Source organism: Planktotalea sp., assembly GCF_050633725.1.
In the GTDB taxonomy this organism is placed as follows: domain Bacteria; phylum Pseudomonadota; class Alphaproteobacteria; order Rhodobacterales; family Rhodobacteraceae; genus Planktotalea.
In genome coordinates, this window is record NZ_JBOEHB010000012.1 from 1 (window position 1) to 18,926 (window position 18,926).

Sequence of the window (18,926 nt, forward strand, 5' to 3'; positions counted from 1 at the left end):
ATTCCATCGTGCAAATGCCGCGCGGCTTTCCCGTCGCAACAATGGCGATCGGCGGCGCTGGCGCGGCCAACGCTGGTTTGATGGCGGCGGGCATTCTCGCGACCAACGATCCCGCGCTGGCCGAGCGCCTCGATGCATGGCGCAACGCGCTGTCCGCTTCTATTCCAGAGGAACCCACCGATGTCTGATCCTCTCGCGCAAGGCGCAATCATTGGAATTCTTGGCGGCGGTCAGCTTGGCCGCATGCTCTCGGTAGCGGCAGCGCGCCTTGGCTTTCGCACCCATATTTTTGAGCCGGGCGCGAACCCGCCTGCGGGCCATGTCGCGGACACTATAACCACCGCCTCTTACGAAGATGAGGCCGCTCTGCGCGCCTTTGGTGAAGCTGTTGACGTGATCACTTATGAGTTCGAAAACGTGCCGACCTCTGCACTTGATCTGCTCGGCTCCCTCGCTCCGATCCGCCCGGGTCGCGAAGCGCTGCGCATCTCGCAAGACCGTATAACAGAGAAAGATTTCCTCTCTGGTCTCGGTCTCACCGTCGCGCCCTATGCAGCGGTTGACGACCTCGCATCGATGCAAGCCGCCGTCGCCCAAATCGGCGCGCCGTCGATCCTCAAAACCCGCCGTTTCGGCTATGATGGCAAGGGGCAAGCGCGCCTGAAAACAGCCGATGACGCAGCGCAAGCGTGGGCCGACATGGCCGATGCTCCTTCTGTCCTCGAAGGCTTCATTGATTTCAGCGCCGAAATCTCTGTGATCGCCGCGCGCAGCACAACGGGCGAAGTCGCTTGTTATGATCCGGGTGAAAACGTCCACGATGGCGGTATTTTACGCAAGACAACGGTGCCTGCGAACGTCAAATCCAGCCTGCGCATGGATGGTGTTATCCTCGCAGGGCGCATCCTGAACGCACTTGATTACGTTGGTGTCATGGGCGTTGAATTGTTCGTTACGCCAAATGGCCTCGTGGTAAACGAAATCGCCCCGCGCGTGCACAATTCGGGCCACTGGACGCAGAACGGCTGCACCGTGGACCAGTTCGAACAGCACATCCGCGCGATTGCAGGTTGGCCGCTTGGCAATGGTCAGCGTCATAGCGATGTGGTGATGGAAAACCTGATTGGCGACGACATGGACCGCGTTCCAACGCTTGCTGCGCAGGCCGAAACTGCACTGCATCTCTATGGCAAAAGCGACGTGAAAGCGGGGCGCAAAATGGGCCACGTGAACCGCGTTACAGGCGCGCCCGCAAGCTAGGCATTACCCCCGCTTGACGACAAAATCGCAGGGTCAATGCCCAGCGCGCCAAGCGATGCAGACCATTTTTCAGCGTCGGGTTGATCGAAAACCACTTCGGGTCCAGCCTCTACGATCAGCCAACCATTGGCAGCGATCTCAGCCTCAAGCTGGCCGGGCCCCCAACCCGCATAGCCAAGCGCCACAAGCGACTTTTCAGGGCCTTTGCCTGCGCCAATGTCTTCAAGAATGTCTATTGTCGCCGTCATCGCGAACGCATCACCTGCGTCCAACGTAGACAGATCAGAACGATATTCAGGAGTATGCAGCACAAAACCGCGCCCATGCTCTACAGGACCGCCAAAATAAACCGGCCAATCATTGCCAGAGGTGCCTTTTGGGATGGAGAGCTGATCCATAAGATCAGTCAATTTCACATCTTCGACTCGCTTGTTCACAATCAGCCCCATCGCCCCGTCGCCTGAATGCGCACATAGGAAAACGACGCTGCCTCTAAATCGCGGATCCAGCATATCTGGCATTGCGATCAAACACTTGCCGACGAGTTCCGTAGACGGCTCACTGATATTCATACGGTCCTTTAACCCAAATTACTGCACAAAGGATGCGACCGAGAGCAGCGTTTCGCAAGCCAAAGTTGAGACGTCGGCAACAATCCTCGCAAATTAGTGACTTGGAATTGCCGCTCAACTCCTGCACCCAGACAATATGAAACTGAATACGACCCATTTATTTGCCGCCGCAGCGCTTTGCTTTCCCACGATCAGCACTGCACAGAACTTTGATGACGTTGTGCAAGCCTCGCTGTTAACGGGCTGGCGCCAAAGCGATGGCAGCCACATGGCGGCGATCAAAATCGATCTAGAGCCAGGATGGCACACATATTGGCGCGCGCCTGGTGATGCAGGCATTCCGCCGACGTTTAACATGCAAGGCTCGCAAAATTTCAAAGCCGCACAAGTGGTCTGGCCGCGCCCGCAGGTCTACCAACAAAACGGATTGCGCTCGATCGTCTACCACGACCACGTGGTTCTGCCTTTGCAGGTCATGCCCAAATCCAAGGGCAGCGATATTTCCCTTTCCGCGACAATTGATATCGGTGTTTGCAATGAAATCTGTATTCCGCAAACCTTAACAATTCGTGCAATCTTGCCAGCAAACAGCAAAAAGCGCGATCCTAGCATCGCCGCCGCCTTGGCAGATCGCCCCTTTTCTGGCGCAGAGGCTGGCGCGCGCAATGTGACTTGCTCGGTTTCGCCCTCCGCTGATGGCATCACGCTTAAGACCTCGCTCACCCTGCCCAAAGTCGGGCAAAACGAGGCAATGGTCATTGAAACTGCCAACCCTCTGCTTTGGGTGGCCGAGCCACAGATGACACGCAGCGGCAAAAAAATCACCGCGACCACCGAAATTCAGCACGTAGAAGGCGCGCCTTTCATGCTCAATCGCTCGCGATTGCGCATCACCCTACTAGGCGAATCCCGCGCCGTTGAAGTCGCCGGCTGTAAAGGCAGTTAGGCCCGCCTGCGCACCGCAAGCACTGCCAGCAAAGACGCAACATACCCGAGAAAGACCAACACGATCATGCCTGCGGCAAAAACGATAAAGCTCGCGGCCATGAAAGGCAGTGTTTCAAGGCGTGGCAATATCTGCGCAACTTGCGGCAAAAGCCCCTCATAAACAGCGGCATAGCCCATTGTTACGGCAAGCCAAAGCACCGTCAAAGCCGCAAGCCCGCCAAAAAACAGACGCGGCGCGCGCGCGCGAAACGCCAATGCGCGTTTAAACGAATCCACCCGTCTTCGCACATCATACTGCATCGCAATCAGCGACGGCACGACCAACAAAACCAGCACCATTCCAAAGCCCAATCCGTAGACCAAAGTGATTACCGTTGGTTTTAGAAATTGCGCTTGGCTTGAGCGTTCAAACAGCAACGGCATCAGCCCCAAAACCGTCGTCAGCGTGGTTAACATTACCGGCCGCAAACGGTTCGCAACGCCGTCAATGATCGACGGCATCAGCCCGCGATCTTCGGCGTATTCGTCAATTGTTGTCACCAATACGATGGAATCGTTGATGATAATTCCTGTCATGCCAAGCAATCCAACCACAGAGAACATCGACAAAGGCACGTCCCAAACCGCATGACCATAAATCGTGCCGATCAATCCAAACGGGATAACAGCCATGACAACCACAGGCCGCGTCCAGCTTGAGAACACCCACGAAAGCACCAGGTAGATCCCCGTCAGAGACAGCACCAAACCTGTCATCGCATCCGAAAGGAACGCATCTTCATCCTCTGATTGACCAGACAAACGCCAATCGACCTGCAAATCTGAGGCGATGCGCGGCAAAATTTGCTGCTCTAACGCATCTTCAATTTCGCTTGCGCGGGCGGGATCATCCTCGGAAATGTCGCCCGTCACCGAAATTAAACGAACACCGTTTTCGCGCCGCACAGTGGAAAAACCAGTGCGCTGTTTCACGCTCACAATGTCTGCCAAGGGCACATAGCTGCCCGATTTGCTGCGCAGCAAGGTGCTATCAAGAAAATCGGCGCGCAGCTCATCGCTAGGTAGCTCCACACGAATTGTCGCGCTGCGCGGCCCCTCGGGATAGCTCGCCGCCTCAATCCCGTTCAAACGATGGCGCAGCACCCGCCCCAATTGATCAATCGTAAAGCCTAAAGCCTGCCCCTGCGCCGTTAGCTCCAAAATCAGCTCTTCCTTGTCATAGGCAAGGTTATCCTCAACCGCCGATACCTCTGGAAAACGCGCCACCTCGGACTGAAGCGCCTCGCTTGCTGCCTTCAGCGTATCGGAGCTCGCCCCAAAGAACTGCACATCCAGCGCAGAACCACCCGGACCTGAGCGCCAAGAGCGAAACGCGAGATTTTCAGTCAACGGATGACGGCGCACGATGTCTTGCAGGTCCGCAACAAAGGAAAAACTTGAGTAAGGACGCAAATCCGCATCGATCAACTCGATCGAAATGCCGCCCAGCAAATCATTGTCTTTGGTATCAGATCCCGCCAAACCACGGCCCGCAGAGCCGCCAAGCGTTGCCATCACGTAATCAAGCGGATTGCGCCCATGCTCTTCTTCGTATTGCTTGGCCAACTCATTCGTGGCGCGCTGCATCTCGCGCATCATTGCGGCCGTATCTTCACGGCTCGCGCCTTCAACCATGGTGAAGTTACCCGTCACCGACGAGCGCTCGGGCGCATTAAAGAACCGCCATTGCACATCGCCGCTAATGACCAGAACCACTTGGCTGGCGAGCACGACGATTACGCCCGCAAACACCGCATAACGCGCCCAGATTACGCCCGCGATCAGTGGACGGAACAGCTTGTCGCGCACCCACTCAAAGCCAACGTTTACAGCGCGGCTGGGTAGATCATACCAATGCACCTTTGCGCTATGCGCCAAAGCGTGGCTCATGTGGTTGGGCAAAATCAAAAAACACTCTGCGAGCGATGCAATCAGAACGGCAATCACAGTGAAAGGGATATCGCCGATCAAGCTGCCAAACCTCCCGCCAATCGCGACCAGTCCGAAAAAGGCGATGACCGTGGTTAACGTTGCTGAAAACACAGGCATAGCCATGCGCCGCGCCGCATTCTCTGCTGCAACAACAGGCGGCTCTTTCAAATCGCGCGCGCGATAGTCGGCATGTTCGCCAACAACAATCGCGTCATCAACAACAATGCCCAACGTGATGATCAGCGCAAAGAGCGAAATCATATTGATCGTCAATCCGCCAATATACATGATCGCAATGGCCGCAAACAAAGCCACCGGAATGCCAGCCGCGACCCAAAACGCAGTGCGCGCATTCAGGAACAAAAACAGCAGCAAAACCACAAGGCCAAGCCCCGTCAACGCGTTGTCCAGCAACAGCTCCAAACGGCCGCTAATTGCCTCGGCGCGGGTGCGGATCAGCTCAATCGTTACCCCGTTTGGCAAGGTCTCTTGCATCTTAGCCGCGACATCCTCGACCTGATGCTGGATATCAATCGCATCCCCTTGGCTAGAGCGATCAACACGGATCGACATCGCAGGACTATCACCCACAAAAAAGCCAAGCTCACGATCGACGCCGCCCTTGGACAATGTCGCAACATCGCCAACGCGTAGCTTTGAGCCATCATCATTCGAGCGCAACACAATCTGCGCGATCTGCTCTGGCGTGCGCTTTTCAACACCCGTACGCACACGCGCGGTGCCGCCAGACACATCACCCGCAGGATCTGCATCTACCTCTGCCGCAATCGCCTCAGCAATTTCTGACATTGCCAAATCATACGCGATCAAATTGCGTGAAGGCACTTCAACAAGCGTTTGCCCTGCCGCGACCCCGCGCACAGTTGTGCGGGTCACACCGCTCGCAAACAGCCGAATGATCATTTCGTCTGCAAACAGCGCCAATTGCTCAACGCCCACAGGGCCAGCGATCACCACATCGGTTACGCGATCACGCCATTGACCGCGCCGCACTACAGGTTCTTCCGCCTCGTCAGGCAACCCCGTCACCAGATCGACAGCCGATTGCACATCATCCGCCGCGCGTGCCATGTCCCAGCTTGGTTCAAATTCCAAGGCGACGCTGGCACTGCCCTCGCGGCTTGTCGCGCTTGAGCTATCAACACCCTCTACGGCCAGCAAAGCAGGCTCCAGAACCTGCACAATCGCAGCATCTACATCTTCCGCGCCAGCGCCATCCCATGTGACCGAAACAGAAACCGTATCGACAACAACATCAGGGAAGAACTGCGCCCGCATTTTCGGAATGGTCACAGCACCAGCAACCAACATCACAACCAACAGCAAATTCGCCAGCGTGCGATGACGTACAAAGTAACTCAGCACACCGCCTGCACCACGGGAAATATCACGCACCATCGTTTATCCCCCCATACGCCCTTCGATCCGCTGCACCATTTTCGCAGGAACCTTGTCCTTATCAAGCTGGCTCAGAATACGGGCCTTAGCTTCGTCAGGAATGCGCTTGTTCGCTTCCACAAACGCTCGAATTTTGGCTTTGCGCTCTGCGCTTAGCTCTAGCATCTCGGGCTCTTCAATCTCGCTCGCGCCCTCTGCGGTCAGGGGTTTCACCTTGATCCCTTCACCCAAAAGCGGCGTGCGCGCGCTTACAACATTGCGCCCTCTAAGATCGCGGCCCCGCACCAGAACATCATCGCCCTGACGGCGCACAAGACGCACTGGCATCGCCTCAAGGCGATCGCCTTCGCCGATGAGCAAAACATTCCCGTCCGCGCCCAATGCCGTTGCTGGCAGGCGCACAACACCGCGCAGCTCTGGCTCGGTCACTTCAACACGCACGAAATCGCCGGGTTTGAACCCCGGCGCAGCATCAAGCGTGGCAAAAACCAAACGCCCCGATTGTCCTTCGCCCACCGCCGCGCTATCGCGGCTAAGCGTGCCTGTCGCCACCAAATCCGCGCCAAACACATCCAACACCACCGACACAGGCGCAGCGTTCAGTGCACCTTGCTCATTCAAAAGTCGCGCATATTGCGCCGTGGACAAGCGGAAAGACACATCCAGCGCGCTCGGATCAATCAAGGTCGCAAGATGCTCGTTCGCTGTCACCAATCCACCGCGTGCAGCCGTTACATCTGACAAGGCCCCTGCAAACTCCGCCGTGATTTGCGTATCGCCCAACTTGCGCTCGGCATCCGACTTGGCCAACTCCGCGCGCGCCAACCTTGTGCGCGCCTGCTCGACCCGCGCCTCGGCTTGCGCCAAAGCCTGCCGACGCGTCAAAACCGCTTGCCGCGCGGAAGACGCTGCAAGTTCCGCTGTCTCCACAGTGGCCGCTGTGCCAACACCGCGCTGAGCCAAATCTGTCTGACGTTCAAACGCTTTCACCCGCAACGCAGCCTGCTCTTGCGCCGCGCTCACTTCATCCTGCGCCAATCCGACGGCGCGAATTGCTTCGCGCTCTTCCAAATGCGCATCGCTCAAGTCGCTCACAGCGCGATCCAGCGCGCTTTGCGCCTCAGCAGGATCAATCAAGGCAAGGACTTCGCCCGCCTCAACACTGCCACCTTCAACAAAGCTATCCGACAACTCTAACAAAGTGCCTGCCGCGCCTGCGCGCAGCTCAAGCGTTCGCGCGCTTTCGATTTGCCCGAAGGCTGTCAAAATCGGCGCTACCGTTTGCATCTGCGCTGGAATGACCGTCACCGAAAAGACCCGCTCGCGGGATCGGTTTGGACGTGACTCTTCGCTCAACCGTGACTGCACAGCACCAAATACGAGCGAGCCTGCATAAACAAGCAATGCGCCCGTCATAGCGAGAAGGAACAAACCGGACAGGCTTTGGCGAAGAAATCTCATAGCTTAGCAATCCTAACGAAACATACACTCTAGGTGTGTGACCTGAAATATAAGGCTAAATCCAGTCACATTTTAGGTGATACGTGCGCGCAGGTTATTTCCGTCGCAAATGTTCATCCAAACGCGGCATTATTTCCACAAAGTTGCAGGGCTTGTGCCGATAATCCAGCTGAAAGCTTAATATTTCATCCCATGCATCCTTGCATGCGCCAGGACTGCCCGGCAGCGCAAAGAGATAGGTGCCAAGCGCAACGCCGCCCGTCGCGCGACTTTGAACTGCGGACGTGCCAATCTTGGCCATGCTCACATGGGTGAACACTGTGCCGAAGGCTTCAATTTCTTTCTCATAAACATCGCGGTGCGCTTCTACAGTGACATCGCGCCCTGTCAGGCCCGTACCACCCGTAGAAATCACCACGTCAATCGCTTCATCATTGCACCAAGCGCGCAATTGCTCAGCAATTTCTGTGCGCTCGTCACGAATGATCTTTCGATCCGCCAAAAGATGCCCCGCATCCGTCAAGCGCTGCGCCAGAACATCGCCAGAGCGGTCCTCAGCCAATTCCCGCGTGTCTGATACCGTCAGTACAGCAATCCGAACCGCCACAAACTCTTTGCTTTCATCAATTCGGCTCATCACTGCGTTCCCTTTTCAAACCAGACCAATTTTAGAGCAAGCCCCACAAAAACCATCGCGCTCAATCTCGACAAGATCCGCGCCCCGCGCCCACCTTGCCCAACGCGTTGCGAAAACACACCCGATAGCACGCCTACCGCTGCGTTGATCACAAAACCACCTAGCCCAATAACTGCGCCAAACAAGGCAAATTGCGCCAAAACGCTCCCGCGCGCGGGATCGACGAATTGCGGCACAAAGGCCAAGACAAACAAAATGATCTTGGGGTTGCTCATATTTACGATGAAGCCCTGCCAAAAGGCTTGCCATGCGCTTAATTCGGGCGTGCCTCGTCGCGAAACCTTGGGTGAATGCGCAGACCAACTGCTCCACGCAAGCCAAAGCAGGTAAGCCACACCAATCCAGCGAATAGTTTCAAGCGCAAAGGGAAGCGCAGCAATCGCAGTGCTTAACCCAAGGCCCGCCAAAACAACATGCACCATTCCGCCTAGCGTAATCCCGGCACTTGCCGCGATGGCATGTAACTTGCCAGACCGCAAACCTTGCCCCAAGCAGAACATCATATCCGCGCCGGGCGTCAGGTTCAGCAGCAACGCAGCAGGAATGAACGCCAGCAAAACAAGAGGATCAACCACGCAACCGCGCCTTCAAACTTAACAAATCCGCCCAAGCCTCACGCTTTTTCTCAGGAGAGCGTAACAACGCCTCGGGATGCAGCATCGGCAGCGCAGGCAGCCCCATTGCCTCTGACCATTCCCCTCGCAACCGAGACATGCCGCGCTTCTTTAGCGTCGCTTGGCAAGCAAGGTTGCCCATCAGCACCAAAACCTCGGGTTTGGCCAAAGCCACATGCCGCTCCAAAAATGGCACCATCATCGCAAGATCACGTGGCTGAACATCCTGATTGCGCGGCAAACGCCACGGCAGAACGGTTGTCAGATAAACGCCCTGCTCGCGGCCTAGATCAATCGCGCCAAACATCTTGTCCAGCAGCACTCCCGCATCCCCGACAAACGGTCGCCCCTCACGATCTTCATCGCGCGTCGGCGCGTCTCCAATCACCATCACACGAGACCCAAGCGCACCATCAGCAAACACCAGATTTCGTGCGCCGCGCTTTAGCTCGCAGGCGTCAAATTCAGCCAATGCCGACTTGAGCGCGCCAATGTCACCCGCACCGCTTGCCGCCGCGCGCGCCAGTTCAACACCGTCCACCTCGGCAGGCTTCTGGGCAATCCCGGGCACAATAGCTGGTGCAACAGGCGCGACAGCCGCCGCAACCTTTTTCGGCGCAGGCTTTACCTCAAAACGGTTCACAGGCTGCTCGGAAATGGCTTCATCCACCCCGAATTCTACCTGCCATTCCAGCAACGCTTTTGCCGTATGATAATCTAATGCCGATTCCATACGCCCAATCTACGCCTAGAGGCCAAGATAGGAAACGCCCCATCTTGCCCGCACCCAACACCGCGCCTATAACACCGCGAACAATAAGGGGCCGCGCCGCGTGACATTCACCCAATCACACCTGCTCGGGATCGAGCATTTGCACCCTAGCGAGATCACAACCCTTCTCGATCTCGCAGATCAATACGTCGATCAAGGTCGCACAGCACATAAACACTCCGACGCACTCGCAGGGCTGACGCAGGTCAATATGTTCTTCGAGAACTCGACCCGCACACAGGCCAGCTTTGAACTCGCAGGCAAACGCCTTGGCGCAGACGTTATGAATATGGCGATGCAGGCCAGCTCGATCAAAAAGGGCGAAACCCTGATTGATACGGCGATGACCTTGAACGCGATGCACCCAGACCTCTTGGTCGTGCGCCATCCCCATTCAGGCGCAGTCGATCTGCTGGCGCAAAAAGTGAACTGCGCAGTTCTCAACGCGGGCGATGGTCGCCACGAACACCCGACCCAAGCCCTTCTCGATGCGCTCACCATCCGCCGTGCCAAGGGCCGCTTGCACCGCCTCTCCATCGCCATTTGCGGCGACATCGCCCACTCGCGCGTGGCACGTTCCAACATCATGTTGCTTGGTAAAATGGAAAACCGCATCCGCCTGATCGGCCCGCCAACCTTGATGCCGTCCCAAATCAGCGAATTTGGCTGCGAAGTCTTTGAGGACATGCGCGAAGGCCTTAAGGACGTAGACGTCGTGATGATGTTACGATTGCAAAAAGAACGCATGGACGGCGGTTTCATCCCGTCCGAGCGCGAGTACTACCACCGCTATGGCCTCGACGCCGAGAAACTCAGCTACGCCAAAGACGACGCCATCGTCATGCACCCCGGCCCGATGAATCGCGGCGTGGAAATCGACGGCGACATCGCCGATGACATCAATCGCTCTGTGATCCAGGAACAGGTCGAAATGGGCGTCGCGGTGCGCATGGCCGCAATGGACCTTCTGGCGCGCAACAGACGCGCCAAACAGCCAGAAGGAGTGATGGTGTGAACACACCAATGCAGATCACTCCAACCGAGCATGGCGTTGTCCGGCTCTTTTCGATTGATTTGCCTCTCGCAGATGCACGTAAATTCGACATAGATGCGCTCGGCGCGGCCCTTGGCGGCGTTGCTCTGGATGCAGAGCAAGTCGACCTCATCAACCTCGACGATCTCGAAGACATGGGCCTCGACGGCTACTTGATCCACGGCATCGGCGTTACCCGATCCGAAGTCGTGCAACTGCGCCCGCAAATCCGCGCGCTCAAAGGCCATGTGGCGCTGATCCGCTCTGCAGCTTTCGGCGGTATGGCCGCCACGCTGACCCCGCAAAAGCCGATCCGCTGGATTGCAACCTTTGGCGAAGTGCCGCTCGATCTAACCGCCAAACCCCTACGCAGCGACAGCGCCAAAGGAACCCTTTCCAGCGCGCCCGTACCTGCGCGCAACACAAACGGCTTAGCAACTTGGATGTACGCCACCTTCATCCTGATCGCCGTTATCATTTTCACCATCTTCGCCCGCTAACCGAGGTCCATCATGCAAGAGCCAAAAGACCCCAGAATGTCCGGCAAAGTCGCGATGTATGTGCTCATCCTACTTGCTGTATTTGTCACGCTATTCATCTGGATCGCCTGACATGAACGAACCAACAGACCTCGGACGCCTCACGCGGATCGCCCTTAGGGACATCTGGAAAACAGAGGCGCAAGATTTCACCCCTTGGCTGGCTGGCACCGATAACCTTTCGCTTTTGGGTGACACCCTTGGCATTGACCTTGAACTCGAAGCCGTTGAGCAAAATGTCGGCCCCTTTCGCGCTGACATTCTGTGCAAGGACACAACCACCAACAAATGGGTTTTGATCGAAAACCAACTTGAGCGCACGGACCACACACATCTTGGCCAGCTTATTACTTACGCTGCTGGCTTAGATGCAGTCACCATCGTCTGGATCGCGGCGAAGGTGACAGAAGAACATCGTGCTGCCGTGGATTGGCTCAACGAAATTACAGATGTAGAGGTCAGGTTCTTTGTGCTCGAAGTCGAACTCTGGCGCATCGGTGACAGCCAAGCCGCACCCAAGTTCAACGTTGTGAGCCAACCCAACGATTGGACCCGCAGCACCGCCGCAGCAAAACGCATTGTTGAAGACGGCGAACTTTCCCCAACGCGCAAGATGCAAAAGTCTTATTGGAACGCTGTTCAGACGGTCGTTGCCACGCATAACGGCGTCCTTAGACCTTTGTCGCCGCAAGCTGGTTCATGGATGGGCCACGGCATCGGCAAAACAGGTACGGCCCTGAATATGTCGATGAACACAAGGGATCAATGGGTCCGCACAGAGGTCTATTTCTCAGGCAAATGGGCGAAAAGCGATTTTCTCGAACTTTATGCCCAACGCGATGAAATCGAGGCAAAACTCGGCGAAACGCTCGATTGGCAAGAACTACCAGACAAAAAAGACGCACGGATTTGCATCGCTCGCTCGGCCGACGTGAACAACACCAATGACTGGCCAGCCCAACATGCTTGGCTGGTCCAAAAGGCCACCCGCATGCACGAAGTTTTCAAACCCTACATCATGCGACTTGAACGCCAATATACTCGCGGTGACAGCGCATGACCTCTGCCCCAACAGGTTGGGACGGATTGCTCGATGAGGGTGAAAGCATCCTCTGGCAAGGTCGCCCTGTTGCAGGCCTGTCCTTTCACAACACCGACGTGATGAGCGCTGGCATGGGTGTCTTTTTCATGGGATTTTCGATCTTCTGGATGGGCATGGCCGCGAATATCACAGGCGGGTTCAATGGATTTGGCGGTGTCTTCCCTAAACTCTTCCCGCTCTTTGGCATCCCCTTTTTCCTAATCGGGTTTTACAACGCGATCGGTCACGCATTTTGGCAAGCGTATTTGCGCTCCAAAACCCACTACACACTTACCTCGAAACGCGCCTTCATTGCGACGGATCACCCGACCCAAGGCAAACTTTTGCGGGACTACGCCATAGATGCGAACACCGATATCATTCTAAAAGTCGGTCCACCCGATAGCGTTTTCTTTGCTGGCAAACGCATCGGTTTTTCCCGTATCGAAGACGGACGCGCGCTGCACAAAATGATGCGCCAAATTCAGAAAGAAACCACATGAACATTCGGTTCACAAACGCCCGCTTGATTAACCCTGAAACGGGAACCGACGAGATCGGTGAGTTAACGGTTTCTTCAGGCGTTATCACGTCAAATTCTACGCAAGATGTTGAAACTAAAGAGAATCAGTTTCGCGGCGAAACCTCTGGCGAAGAAACGGTCATAGACTGCCTCGGCAAATGCCTCGCCCCTGGAATCATCGACATCGGCGTCAAAGTGTGTGAGCCGGGCGAGCGTCACAAAGAAAGCTATCGCAGCGCGGGCCTCGCAGCGGCCGCAGGCGGCGTGACCACAATGGTCACACGTCCTGACACATCTCCCGCTATTGATAACCCCGAAGTCCTCGAGTTCGTGCGCCGCCGCGCCAATGAGGCGGCCCCCGTTAACGTTTTGGTAATGGCCGCGCTGACCAAGGGCCGCGAGGGGCGCGAGATGACCGAGATCGGCTTTTTGCAAGACGCAGGCGCGGTGGCTTTCACCGATTGCGATCACGTCGCGAGTGACACAAAGGTTTACTCCCGCGCGCTCACCTATGCCCGCTCCCTCGGCGCGCTGGTCATTGCCCACGTTCAAGAACCAACGCTGAGCAAGGGCGCCGCTGTCACCTCTGGCAAATTCGCCTCTCTGCGTGGCCTGCCCGCCGTATCCCCAATGGCCGAACGCATGGGCCTTGATCGCGACATCGCGCTGATTGAAATGACAGGCGTGCGCTATCACGTCGATCAAATCACCACCGCCCGCGCCCTGCCCGCGCTGGCCCGTGCCAAAGACAATGGCCTTGATATAACCGCGGGCGTGTCGATCCATCACCTGACGCTCAATGAACTCGACGTCGCCGATTACCGAACCTTCTTTAAGGTCAAGCCGCCCCTGCGTAGCGAAGACGACCGCATCGCCGTGATCGAAGCATTGGCGAGCGGCACAATCGATCTCATTTCGTCGATGCACACACCGCAAGACGAAGAAAGCAAACGCCTCCCCTTTGAAGAAGCCGCCTCTGGTGCGGTCGCGATGGAGACGCTATTGCCCGCTGCGATGCGCCTTATCCACAATGACTACATGGACCTGCCCACCCTCTGGCGCGCTCTGAGCCTCGCCCCGGCCAAACGTCTTGGCCTAGATGCAGGTCGCCTCAGTGTCGGTGCCCCTGCCGACCTTGTCCTTTTCGATCCCGACGCACCTTTCATCATGGATCGCTTCAAACTTAAGAGTAAATCGAAGAACACTCCGTTTGACGGCGCTCGGATGCAGGGTAAAGTGCTAGCAACCTATGTGGCGGGTCGCCCCGTTTTTGAAAGAGAATAAATGCCGATCATCGAAACAGGCGCCTTCGCGCTGCTGCTCTGGGCCGTGTTTGGCTACCTATTTGGCTCTATCCCGTTTGGCGTTTTGGTCTCTAATGCGATGGGCCTTGGCAATTTGCGCGACATTGGCTCTGGCAACACAGGCGCGACCAATGTGCTGCGAACAGGCTCTAAACCCGCGGCGATTGCGACGCTGGTTCTTGATGGCGTAAAGGGCGCAATCGCGGCCCTTTGCGCGCGCGCAATGGCAGGCGAAGACGCCGCGCAGCTTGCAGGACTCATGGCGCTCATTGGTCACTGCCTTCCTGTCTGGCTCAAGTTCAAAGGCGGCAAAGGCGTCGCGACGTTCTTGGGCTTGCTTCTCGCCCTTAGCTTCCCTGTCGGAGCCGCCTGCTGCGCAACATGGCTCGTCGTTGCTGCCCTCAAACGCATCTCTTCACTTGCTGCGCTAGTCGCAGCAGGCACATCGACCTTTTGGATGACGCTGCTTGGATATCCCGAAGGCTTCTTAATGGGCGTCGCTCTCACGATCCTTGTGTTCTGGCGCCACAAAGAAAACATTTCGCGACTGCGTGCTGGAACCGAACCCAAAATCGGAAAATAACCCATGATCCTACCTTTGCAAAAGCATCTCGCCCCATGAGCGCGTATGATCCTGGAAAAGACGGCGCAAAAATGTCCTTCGCCAAGGACATGAGCTACGTTGACTACCTCTCGCTCGATCCGATCCTTGGATCGCAGAACATGCAATCAACCGCACATGATGAAATGCTTTTCATCATTCAGCATCAAACGTCAGAACTATGGATGCGCTTGGCTCTGCATGAACTTGCAACCGCACGTGAGAAACTGGTGCAAGGCGACTTTCCGTCCGTCTTTAAAATGCTCACGCGCGTATCGCGTATCTTCGAGCAGTTAAACAGTGCGTGGGATGTTTTGCGCACGATGACGCCCAGCGAATATACGGCCTTTCGCGACGACCTTGGTGCCTCGTCAGGCTTTCAATCCCATCAGTATCGACTCATCGAGTTCATCTTGGGCAATCGCAATCAGGCGATGATGAAGGTTCATGAACATCGCACTGACCTGCACCAGATGTTGACCCAAGAGCTACAGACCAAATCACTGTACCACGTCGCCTTGGACGCACTCGCTGCGCATCTCAATATCGCGTTCGCGCCCGATAGCTACAAGATGGATCAACCGCACGCTGCAAATGATGCAATCATGCAAGCTTGGACCTTGGTTTACCAAGACCCTGCGCAGCATTGGACCTTTTATGAACTGGCCGAAAAGCTTGTTGATCTGGAAGATTACTTTCGCCGTTGGCGCTTTAATCACGTCACAACGGTCGAGCGCATTATTGGCTTCAAGCGCGGAACAGGCGGCACTGCGGGCGTCAAATACCTGCGCAAAATGCTAGAGGTCGAGCTATTTCCAGAGCTTTGGAACATGCGCGGGCAACTCTAAACTTTGCTGCCCGCGCCTAGAAATTTGTGTGCGAGCTAGTAGGAATACTCGTCGTAAATCCGGCTTAAATCGCCGCCCCAGTCGCCTTTGTACTTCTCTAGCAATTCATCCGCAGGAACCTGACCGCTCTCGATGCTTTCGTGCAGCGCGTTAAGGAAATGGGTTTCATCAGGCACCAAGCCACCCGCACCGGGGCGCGCGCGTGCTTTTAGGCCAGCTTGCGAAATCGCCACAACTTCGCGGGCAAGGTCGTGCATCTTGATGTCGCCAACCACCGCCTGCAACCCATCAACCGACGCTCCAACGCGTAAGGCTTCACGCGTTTCAGCGTCCCAGTCCTTCACCAAGTCCCACGCAGCATCCAAGGCGGTCTGATCATACGTCAAACCCACCCAAAACGCAGGCAGCGCGCAAAGACGACGCCAAGGCCCGCCATCCGCGCCGCGCATTTCGATAAACTTCTTCAAACGCGCTTCAGGGAAGGCCGTCGTCAGATGATCTGCCCAATCGCTCATGCTTGGCGTTTCACCGGGCAATGCAGGCAGTTTCCCATCAAGAAAATCACGAAACGACATGCCCAAAGCATTGATATACTTGCCATCGCGATAGACAAAATACATCGGCACATCGAGCGCATATTGAACCCAGGCCTCAAAGCCAAAGCCCTCGTCGAATACAAACGGCAACATGCCAGTGCGCGCGTCATCAAGGTTGCGCCAGATCAGGCTGCGCCAGCTTTTGTGATTGTTAACTTTGCCCTCAAAGAACGGCGAATTGGCGAATAGCGCGGTTGCAACGGGCTGCAAAGCCAGCGCCACACGCATTTTTTGGACCATGTCCGCTTCAGAGCCAAAATCGAGATTTACCTGAACCGTGCAAGTCCGACGCATCATGGCGGTGCCCATGGTGCCCACGTCTTCCATGTAGTTGTTCATCAACTTGTAACGCCCTTTGGGCATCAATGGCATCTCTTCATGGGTCCATTCAGGCGCAGCGCCAAGCCCGATAAATCCAACCCCGATCTCGTCAGAAATCTCACGCACTTCGCGCAGGTGCTGGTTCACTTCATCACACGTTTCATGGATGGTTTCCAAAGGAGCCCCGGAAAGCTCTAACGCGCCGCCCGGTTCTAGCGAAACATTCGCGCCGTCCTTTTCGAGACCAATCAAGTGCCCCCCTTCACGCACTTCACTCCAATTGTGACGATCGCGCAAACCTTCAAGCACAGCCACGATGGAGCGTTCACCTTCAAAGGGCAGCGGCGCATGGGTGTCGGTCAGATAGCCGAACTTTTCATGTTCAGTGCCAATGCGCCAATCTTCCTTTGGGCGGCACCCTTCCGCGAGGTGTTCAGCCAGTTGTTCATGCCGTTCAATTGGACCACCACCAGTTTGAGGAATAGACATGGCGCGCGCCTTTCGTATTGATTTCTTACCCTCAGCCTTGGGGTGAATTGTAAGAGGTGTCAATGCGCGGAGGCTCTGCGAATGCGCACAAAGACGTCACCGCTCTTGTCTAGGTTAAGTCAGCCCAAAAAATTTCGCTAAAATTCGAGGTTCAATGCGGAGCAATGTTAACGGAATCTGCGCTCTGCTCTGGCATCACAGCCCTGCACTATACAGATCAATTACGGCAGCAGGGCGGCTCATGCCAAAGGTACGAAAATCATCAACTTTCCGAAGACAGATTAAAAATATGATCTGGGGCCCACATATTTTGGCCTTTTTACCTGCAATTTGCCTTGGCGCATATTGGCTTGTTGGTGAGGGTGGCCTGATTGCCTGTGCCTTAGGGCTTCCTTTGCTGTGGGCGATGACGATCGGGTTTGACGACGCAAAGGTCGCGAGCGACGCAGGCATTGACGCCCAGCCCCCTTCAGAAAACTTTGGTGAAATCGACCTTACGTCGCTTCTTAGCCATGCAAAACCAACGGATCGAATAGCCCTCTTCGCAATTGCGATTGACGATGCGCCAGAGCATCTCAAACACCTGAATGGCACGGATCTGCAACAGGTTCAAAATGCACTGCAACATCGTTATTCCACCATTCTGCGCGAGCACGACATTGTTCAGCGCAGCGGCCCGTTAAGCTGGCAAGTCGCGAACAAGCCAACAAGCAACCTAGATTTGGAAGCTTGCGTTCAACAAGCCAGTCGCCTGCAATCCGCTGTGGATGAGCCGTTTTTTATCGGGAACGATCCCCTCTATCTAAGCAGTTGTATCGGCTTCACCTTAGCGCAAACATCCAGCGCAAACCCGCAGGCCCTCTCGCGACAGGCACAGAGCGCTTTGCAGGAGGCGACATTAAATGGCCCCGACGCGATCCGGGCATTTGCCAAATCGCAATCCGTTAGCCTACCGGCAAAGAATCATTCATCGCTGTCTGACCTATGCGGAACACTTGATACGAATCTTGTCGCCTTCTTCCAACCGCAGGTATCCACAGACACCGGCCAAGTTTGTGGTTTCGAAGCGTTGGCGCGCTGGAAAACCGACGCAGATCAGTGGCTCGCACCCGGTATTTTCCTGCCGATTCTGGAAAAAGCAGGCCAGATGGAGCGGTTGAGCGACGTCATGCTGTCCCAAAGCCTTTTGGCGCTCAGAGAATGGGATAGCGCGGGATTGGAAATCGAAACAGTCGGTGTAAATTATTCAGAATCCGATCTCGCAAACCCGCGCATCTATGAGAAAATCGCTTGGGACTTGGACCGACATGACATTGCCCCGCACCGGCTTTGTATCGAAATACTCGAAAGCGTCGTCGCGGACAATTCAAATGACATGATCGTGCGCAACGTTGCGCGGCTCGCTGAGCTTGGGTGTCGGATTGATCTTGACGATTTTGGCACAGGTCACGCGTCGATCTCGACGCTTCGCAAACTCCCTGTCGGGCGCTTGAAAATTGACCGCTCTTTCGTTGCCAAAGCAGACCTCGACAGCGAGCAACAAAAGATGGTTGCGACGATTTTAATGATGGCAGACCGCCTTGGGCTCAGCTGTCTGGCTGAGGGCGTTGAAACCTTGGGGGAACACACGATACTTGCCCAGCTTGGGTGTCGCTATGTGCAAGGCTTCGGCATTGCAAAACCAATGCCGATCGAGCAAACAATTCCGTGGATCCGCGATTATCAAGGACGGCGCACGTCCGTGCCAAAAATAGGCCGCAAAACGGGTTAACAGGCGCTAACCCGCTGCGGAACGCCGCAACACTCCCAATAAACAGCGAATCTACTTGACCTTTTCGCATACACATCGTTGAACGCAGCCCTAATGCGTTAAACAC

General features: G+C 55.8%; 18 protein-coding genes. 11 read left to right on the plus strand and 7 right to left on the minus strand.

Annotation, left to right across the window (positions count from 1 at the left end; genetic code table 11):
- Both ACRBCU_RS11030 and ACRBCU_RS11035 read left to right on the plus strand, forming a co-directional pair.
- Window positions 1-188: AIR carboxylase family protein (locus ACRBCU_RS11030; RefSeq protein WP_431365434.1), on the plus strand; the 188-nt coding region annotated here is incomplete at its 5' end.
- Window positions 181-1,260 carry a 5-(carboxyamino)imidazole ribonucleotide synthase gene (locus ACRBCU_RS11035; protein ID WP_431365435.1) on the plus strand — a complete coding sequence of 360 codons (1,080 nt, stop codon included), beginning with the start codon at window positions 181-183 and terminating at the stop codon, window positions 1,258-1,260. The genes ACRBCU_RS11030 and ACRBCU_RS11035, both read left to right, overlap by 8 nt.
- On the opposite strand, the gene ACRBCU_RS11040 is transcribed toward ACRBCU_RS11035, so the two are convergent.
- Entirely contained in the window at window positions 1,257-1,832 is a 576-nt protein-coding gene (locus ACRBCU_RS11040) for a YqgE/AlgH family protein (RefSeq protein ID WP_431365436.1), read from the minus strand. The two genes, ACRBCU_RS11035 and ACRBCU_RS11040, sit on opposite strands and share 4 nt — an antisense overlap.
- A 136-nt stretch (window positions 1,833-1,968) precedes the next feature.
- Between ACRBCU_RS11040 and ACRBCU_RS11045 the strand changes: the two genes are divergently transcribed.
- Window positions 1,969-2,778: a protein-disulfide reductase DsbD domain-containing protein gene (locus ACRBCU_RS11045; protein ID WP_431365437.1), complete on the plus strand. Its 810-nt coding sequence runs from the start codon at window positions 1,969-1,971 to the stop codon at window positions 2,776-2,778.
- On the opposite strand, the gene ACRBCU_RS11050 is transcribed toward ACRBCU_RS11045, so the two are convergent.
- The 5 genes from ACRBCU_RS11050 to ACRBCU_RS11070 all read right to left on the minus strand — a co-directional run bounded on the left by ACRBCU_RS11050 (window position 2,775) and on the right by ACRBCU_RS11070 (window position 9,675).
- Complete coding sequence (locus ACRBCU_RS11050) at window positions 2,775-6,170, minus strand: efflux RND transporter permease subunit (protein WP_431365438.1); 3,396 nt, start codon at window positions 6,168-6,170, stop codon at window positions 2,775-2,777. The genes ACRBCU_RS11045 and ACRBCU_RS11050 overlap by 4 nt on opposite strands.
- A 3-nt stretch (window positions 6,171-6,173) precedes the next feature.
- Complete coding sequence (locus ACRBCU_RS11055; protein ID WP_431365439.1) at window positions 6,174-7,631, minus strand: efflux RND transporter periplasmic adaptor subunit; 1,458 nt, start codon at window positions 7,629-7,631, stop codon at window positions 6,174-6,176.
- 94 nt (window positions 7,632-7,725) lie between these two features.
- Window positions 7,726-8,268 carry a molybdenum cofactor biosynthesis protein B gene (moaB, locus tag ACRBCU_RS11060; RefSeq protein WP_431365440.1) on the minus strand — a complete coding sequence of 181 codons (543 nt, stop codon included), beginning with the start codon at window positions 8,266-8,268 and terminating at the stop codon, window positions 7,726-7,728.
- On the minus strand, window positions 8,268-8,903 hold the full coding sequence (locus ACRBCU_RS11065; protein ID WP_431365441.1) for a LysE family translocator: 636 nt from the start codon (window positions 8,901-8,903) through the stop codon (window positions 8,268-8,270). Before ACRBCU_RS11065 ends, moaB begins: the two co-directional genes overlap by 1 nt.
- On the minus strand, window positions 8,896-9,675 hold the full coding sequence (locus ACRBCU_RS11070) for a uracil-DNA glycosylase (protein WP_431365442.1): 780 nt from the start codon (window positions 9,673-9,675) through the stop codon (window positions 8,896-8,898). Before ACRBCU_RS11070 ends, ACRBCU_RS11065 begins: the two co-directional genes overlap by 8 nt.
- Before the next feature lie 100 nt (window positions 9,676-9,775).
- Between ACRBCU_RS11070 and ACRBCU_RS11075 the strand changes: the two genes are divergently transcribed.
- From ACRBCU_RS11075 to ACRBCU_RS11105, 7 genes are all read left to right on the plus strand, one after another.
- Complete coding sequence (locus ACRBCU_RS11075; RefSeq protein ID WP_431365443.1) at window positions 9,776-10,729, plus strand: aspartate carbamoyltransferase catalytic subunit; 954 nt, start codon at window positions 9,776-9,778, stop codon at window positions 10,727-10,729.
- Window positions 10,726-11,247 carry a hypothetical protein gene (locus ACRBCU_RS11080; protein ID WP_431365444.1) on the plus strand — a complete coding sequence of 174 codons (522 nt, stop codon included), beginning with the start codon at window positions 10,726-10,728 and terminating at the stop codon, window positions 11,245-11,247. Before ACRBCU_RS11075 ends, ACRBCU_RS11080 begins: the two co-directional genes overlap by 4 nt.
- A gap of 112 nt (window positions 11,248-11,359) precedes the next feature.
- Window positions 11,360-12,346 carry a DUF4268 domain-containing protein gene (locus ACRBCU_RS11085; protein ID WP_431365445.1) on the plus strand — a complete coding sequence of 329 codons (987 nt, stop codon included), beginning with the start codon at window positions 11,360-11,362 and terminating at the stop codon, window positions 12,344-12,346.
- A complete protein-coding gene (locus ACRBCU_RS11090) occupies window positions 12,343-12,870 on the plus strand; it encodes a hypothetical protein (protein ID WP_431365446.1) in 528 nt (175 codons plus the stop codon). Before ACRBCU_RS11085 ends, ACRBCU_RS11090 begins: the two co-directional genes overlap by 4 nt.
- On the plus strand, window positions 12,867-14,174 hold the full coding sequence (pyrC, locus tag ACRBCU_RS11095; RefSeq protein ID WP_431365447.1) for a dihydroorotase: 1,308 nt from the start codon (window positions 12,867-12,869) through the stop codon (window positions 14,172-14,174). The genes ACRBCU_RS11090 and pyrC overlap by 4 nt, the downstream gene beginning before the upstream one ends.
- Complete coding sequence (plsY, locus tag ACRBCU_RS11100) at window positions 14,175-14,777, plus strand: glycerol-3-phosphate 1-O-acyltransferase PlsY (protein ID WP_431365448.1); 603 nt, start codon at window positions 14,175-14,177, stop codon at window positions 14,775-14,777.
- Between the two features lie 35 nt (window positions 14,778-14,812).
- Window positions 14,813-15,643, plus strand: a complete 831-nt coding sequence (locus ACRBCU_RS11105) for a tryptophan 2,3-dioxygenase (protein WP_431365449.1) — start codon at window positions 14,813-14,815, stop codon at window positions 15,641-15,643.
- Window positions 15,644-15,678: 35 nt separating this feature from the next.
- On the opposite strand, the gene ACRBCU_RS11110 is transcribed toward ACRBCU_RS11105, so the two are convergent.
- Window positions 15,679-17,049: a glutamate--cysteine ligase gene (locus ACRBCU_RS11110; protein ID WP_431365450.1), complete on the minus strand. Its 1,371-nt coding sequence runs from the start codon at window positions 17,047-17,049 to the stop codon at window positions 15,679-15,681.
- Window positions 17,050-17,338: 289 nt separating this feature from the next.
- Between ACRBCU_RS11110 and ACRBCU_RS11115 the strand changes: the two genes are divergently transcribed.
- Window positions 17,339-18,820: an EAL domain-containing protein gene (locus ACRBCU_RS11115; RefSeq protein ID WP_431365451.1), complete on the plus strand. Its 1,482-nt coding sequence runs from the start codon at window positions 17,339-17,341 to the stop codon at window positions 18,818-18,820.
- Window positions 18,821-18,926: the final 106 nt, after the last annotated feature.

Bases quoted from the DNA above. Each gene is read 5' to 3' on its own strand.
- ACRBCU_RS11035 (WP_431365435.1), top strand. From the start codon at position 181: ATGTCTGATCCTCTCGCGCAAGGCGCAATCATTGGAATTCTTGGCGGC.
- ACRBCU_RS11040 (WP_431365436.1), bottom strand. From the start codon at position 1,832: ATGAATATCAGTGAGCCGTCTACGGAACTCGTCGGCAAGTGTTTGATC.
- ACRBCU_RS11045 (WP_431365437.1), top strand. From the start codon at position 1,969: ATGAAACTGAATACGACCCATTTATTTGCCGCCGCAGCGCTTTGCTTT.
- ACRBCU_RS11050 (WP_431365438.1), bottom strand. From the start codon at position 6,170: ATGGTGCGTGATATTTCCCGTGGTGCAGGCGGTGTGCTGAGTTACTTT.
- ACRBCU_RS11055 (WP_431365439.1), bottom strand. From the start codon at position 7,631: ATGAGATTTCTTCGCCAAAGCCTGTCCGGTTTGTTCCTTCTCGCTATG.
- moaB (WP_431365440.1), bottom strand. From the start codon at position 8,268: ATGAGCCGAATTGATGAAAGCAAAGAGTTTGTGGCGGTTCGGATTGCT.
- ACRBCU_RS11070 (WP_431365442.1), bottom strand. From the start codon at position 9,675: ATGGAATCGGCATTAGATTATCATACGGCAAAAGCGTTGCTGGAATGG.
- ACRBCU_RS11085 (WP_431365445.1), top strand. From the start codon at position 11,360: ATGAACGAACCAACAGACCTCGGACGCCTCACGCGGATCGCCCTTAGG.
- ACRBCU_RS11090 (WP_431365446.1), top strand. From the start codon at position 12,343: ATGACCTCTGCCCCAACAGGTTGGGACGGATTGCTCGATGAGGGTGAA.
- pyrC (WP_431365447.1), top strand. From the start codon at position 12,867: ATGAACATTCGGTTCACAAACGCCCGCTTGATTAACCCTGAAACGGGA.
- plsY (WP_431365448.1), top strand. From the start codon at position 14,175: ATGCCGATCATCGAAACAGGCGCCTTCGCGCTGCTGCTCTGGGCCGTG.
- ACRBCU_RS11105 (WP_431365449.1), top strand. From the start codon at position 14,813: ATGAGCGCGTATGATCCTGGAAAAGACGGCGCAAAAATGTCCTTCGCC.
- ACRBCU_RS11110 (WP_431365450.1), bottom strand. From the start codon at position 17,049: ATGTCTATTCCTCAAACTGGTGGTGGTCCAATTGAACGGCATGAACAA.
- ACRBCU_RS11115 (WP_431365451.1), top strand. From the start codon at position 17,339: ATGATCTGGGGCCCACATATTTTGGCCTTTTTACCTGCAATTTGCCTT.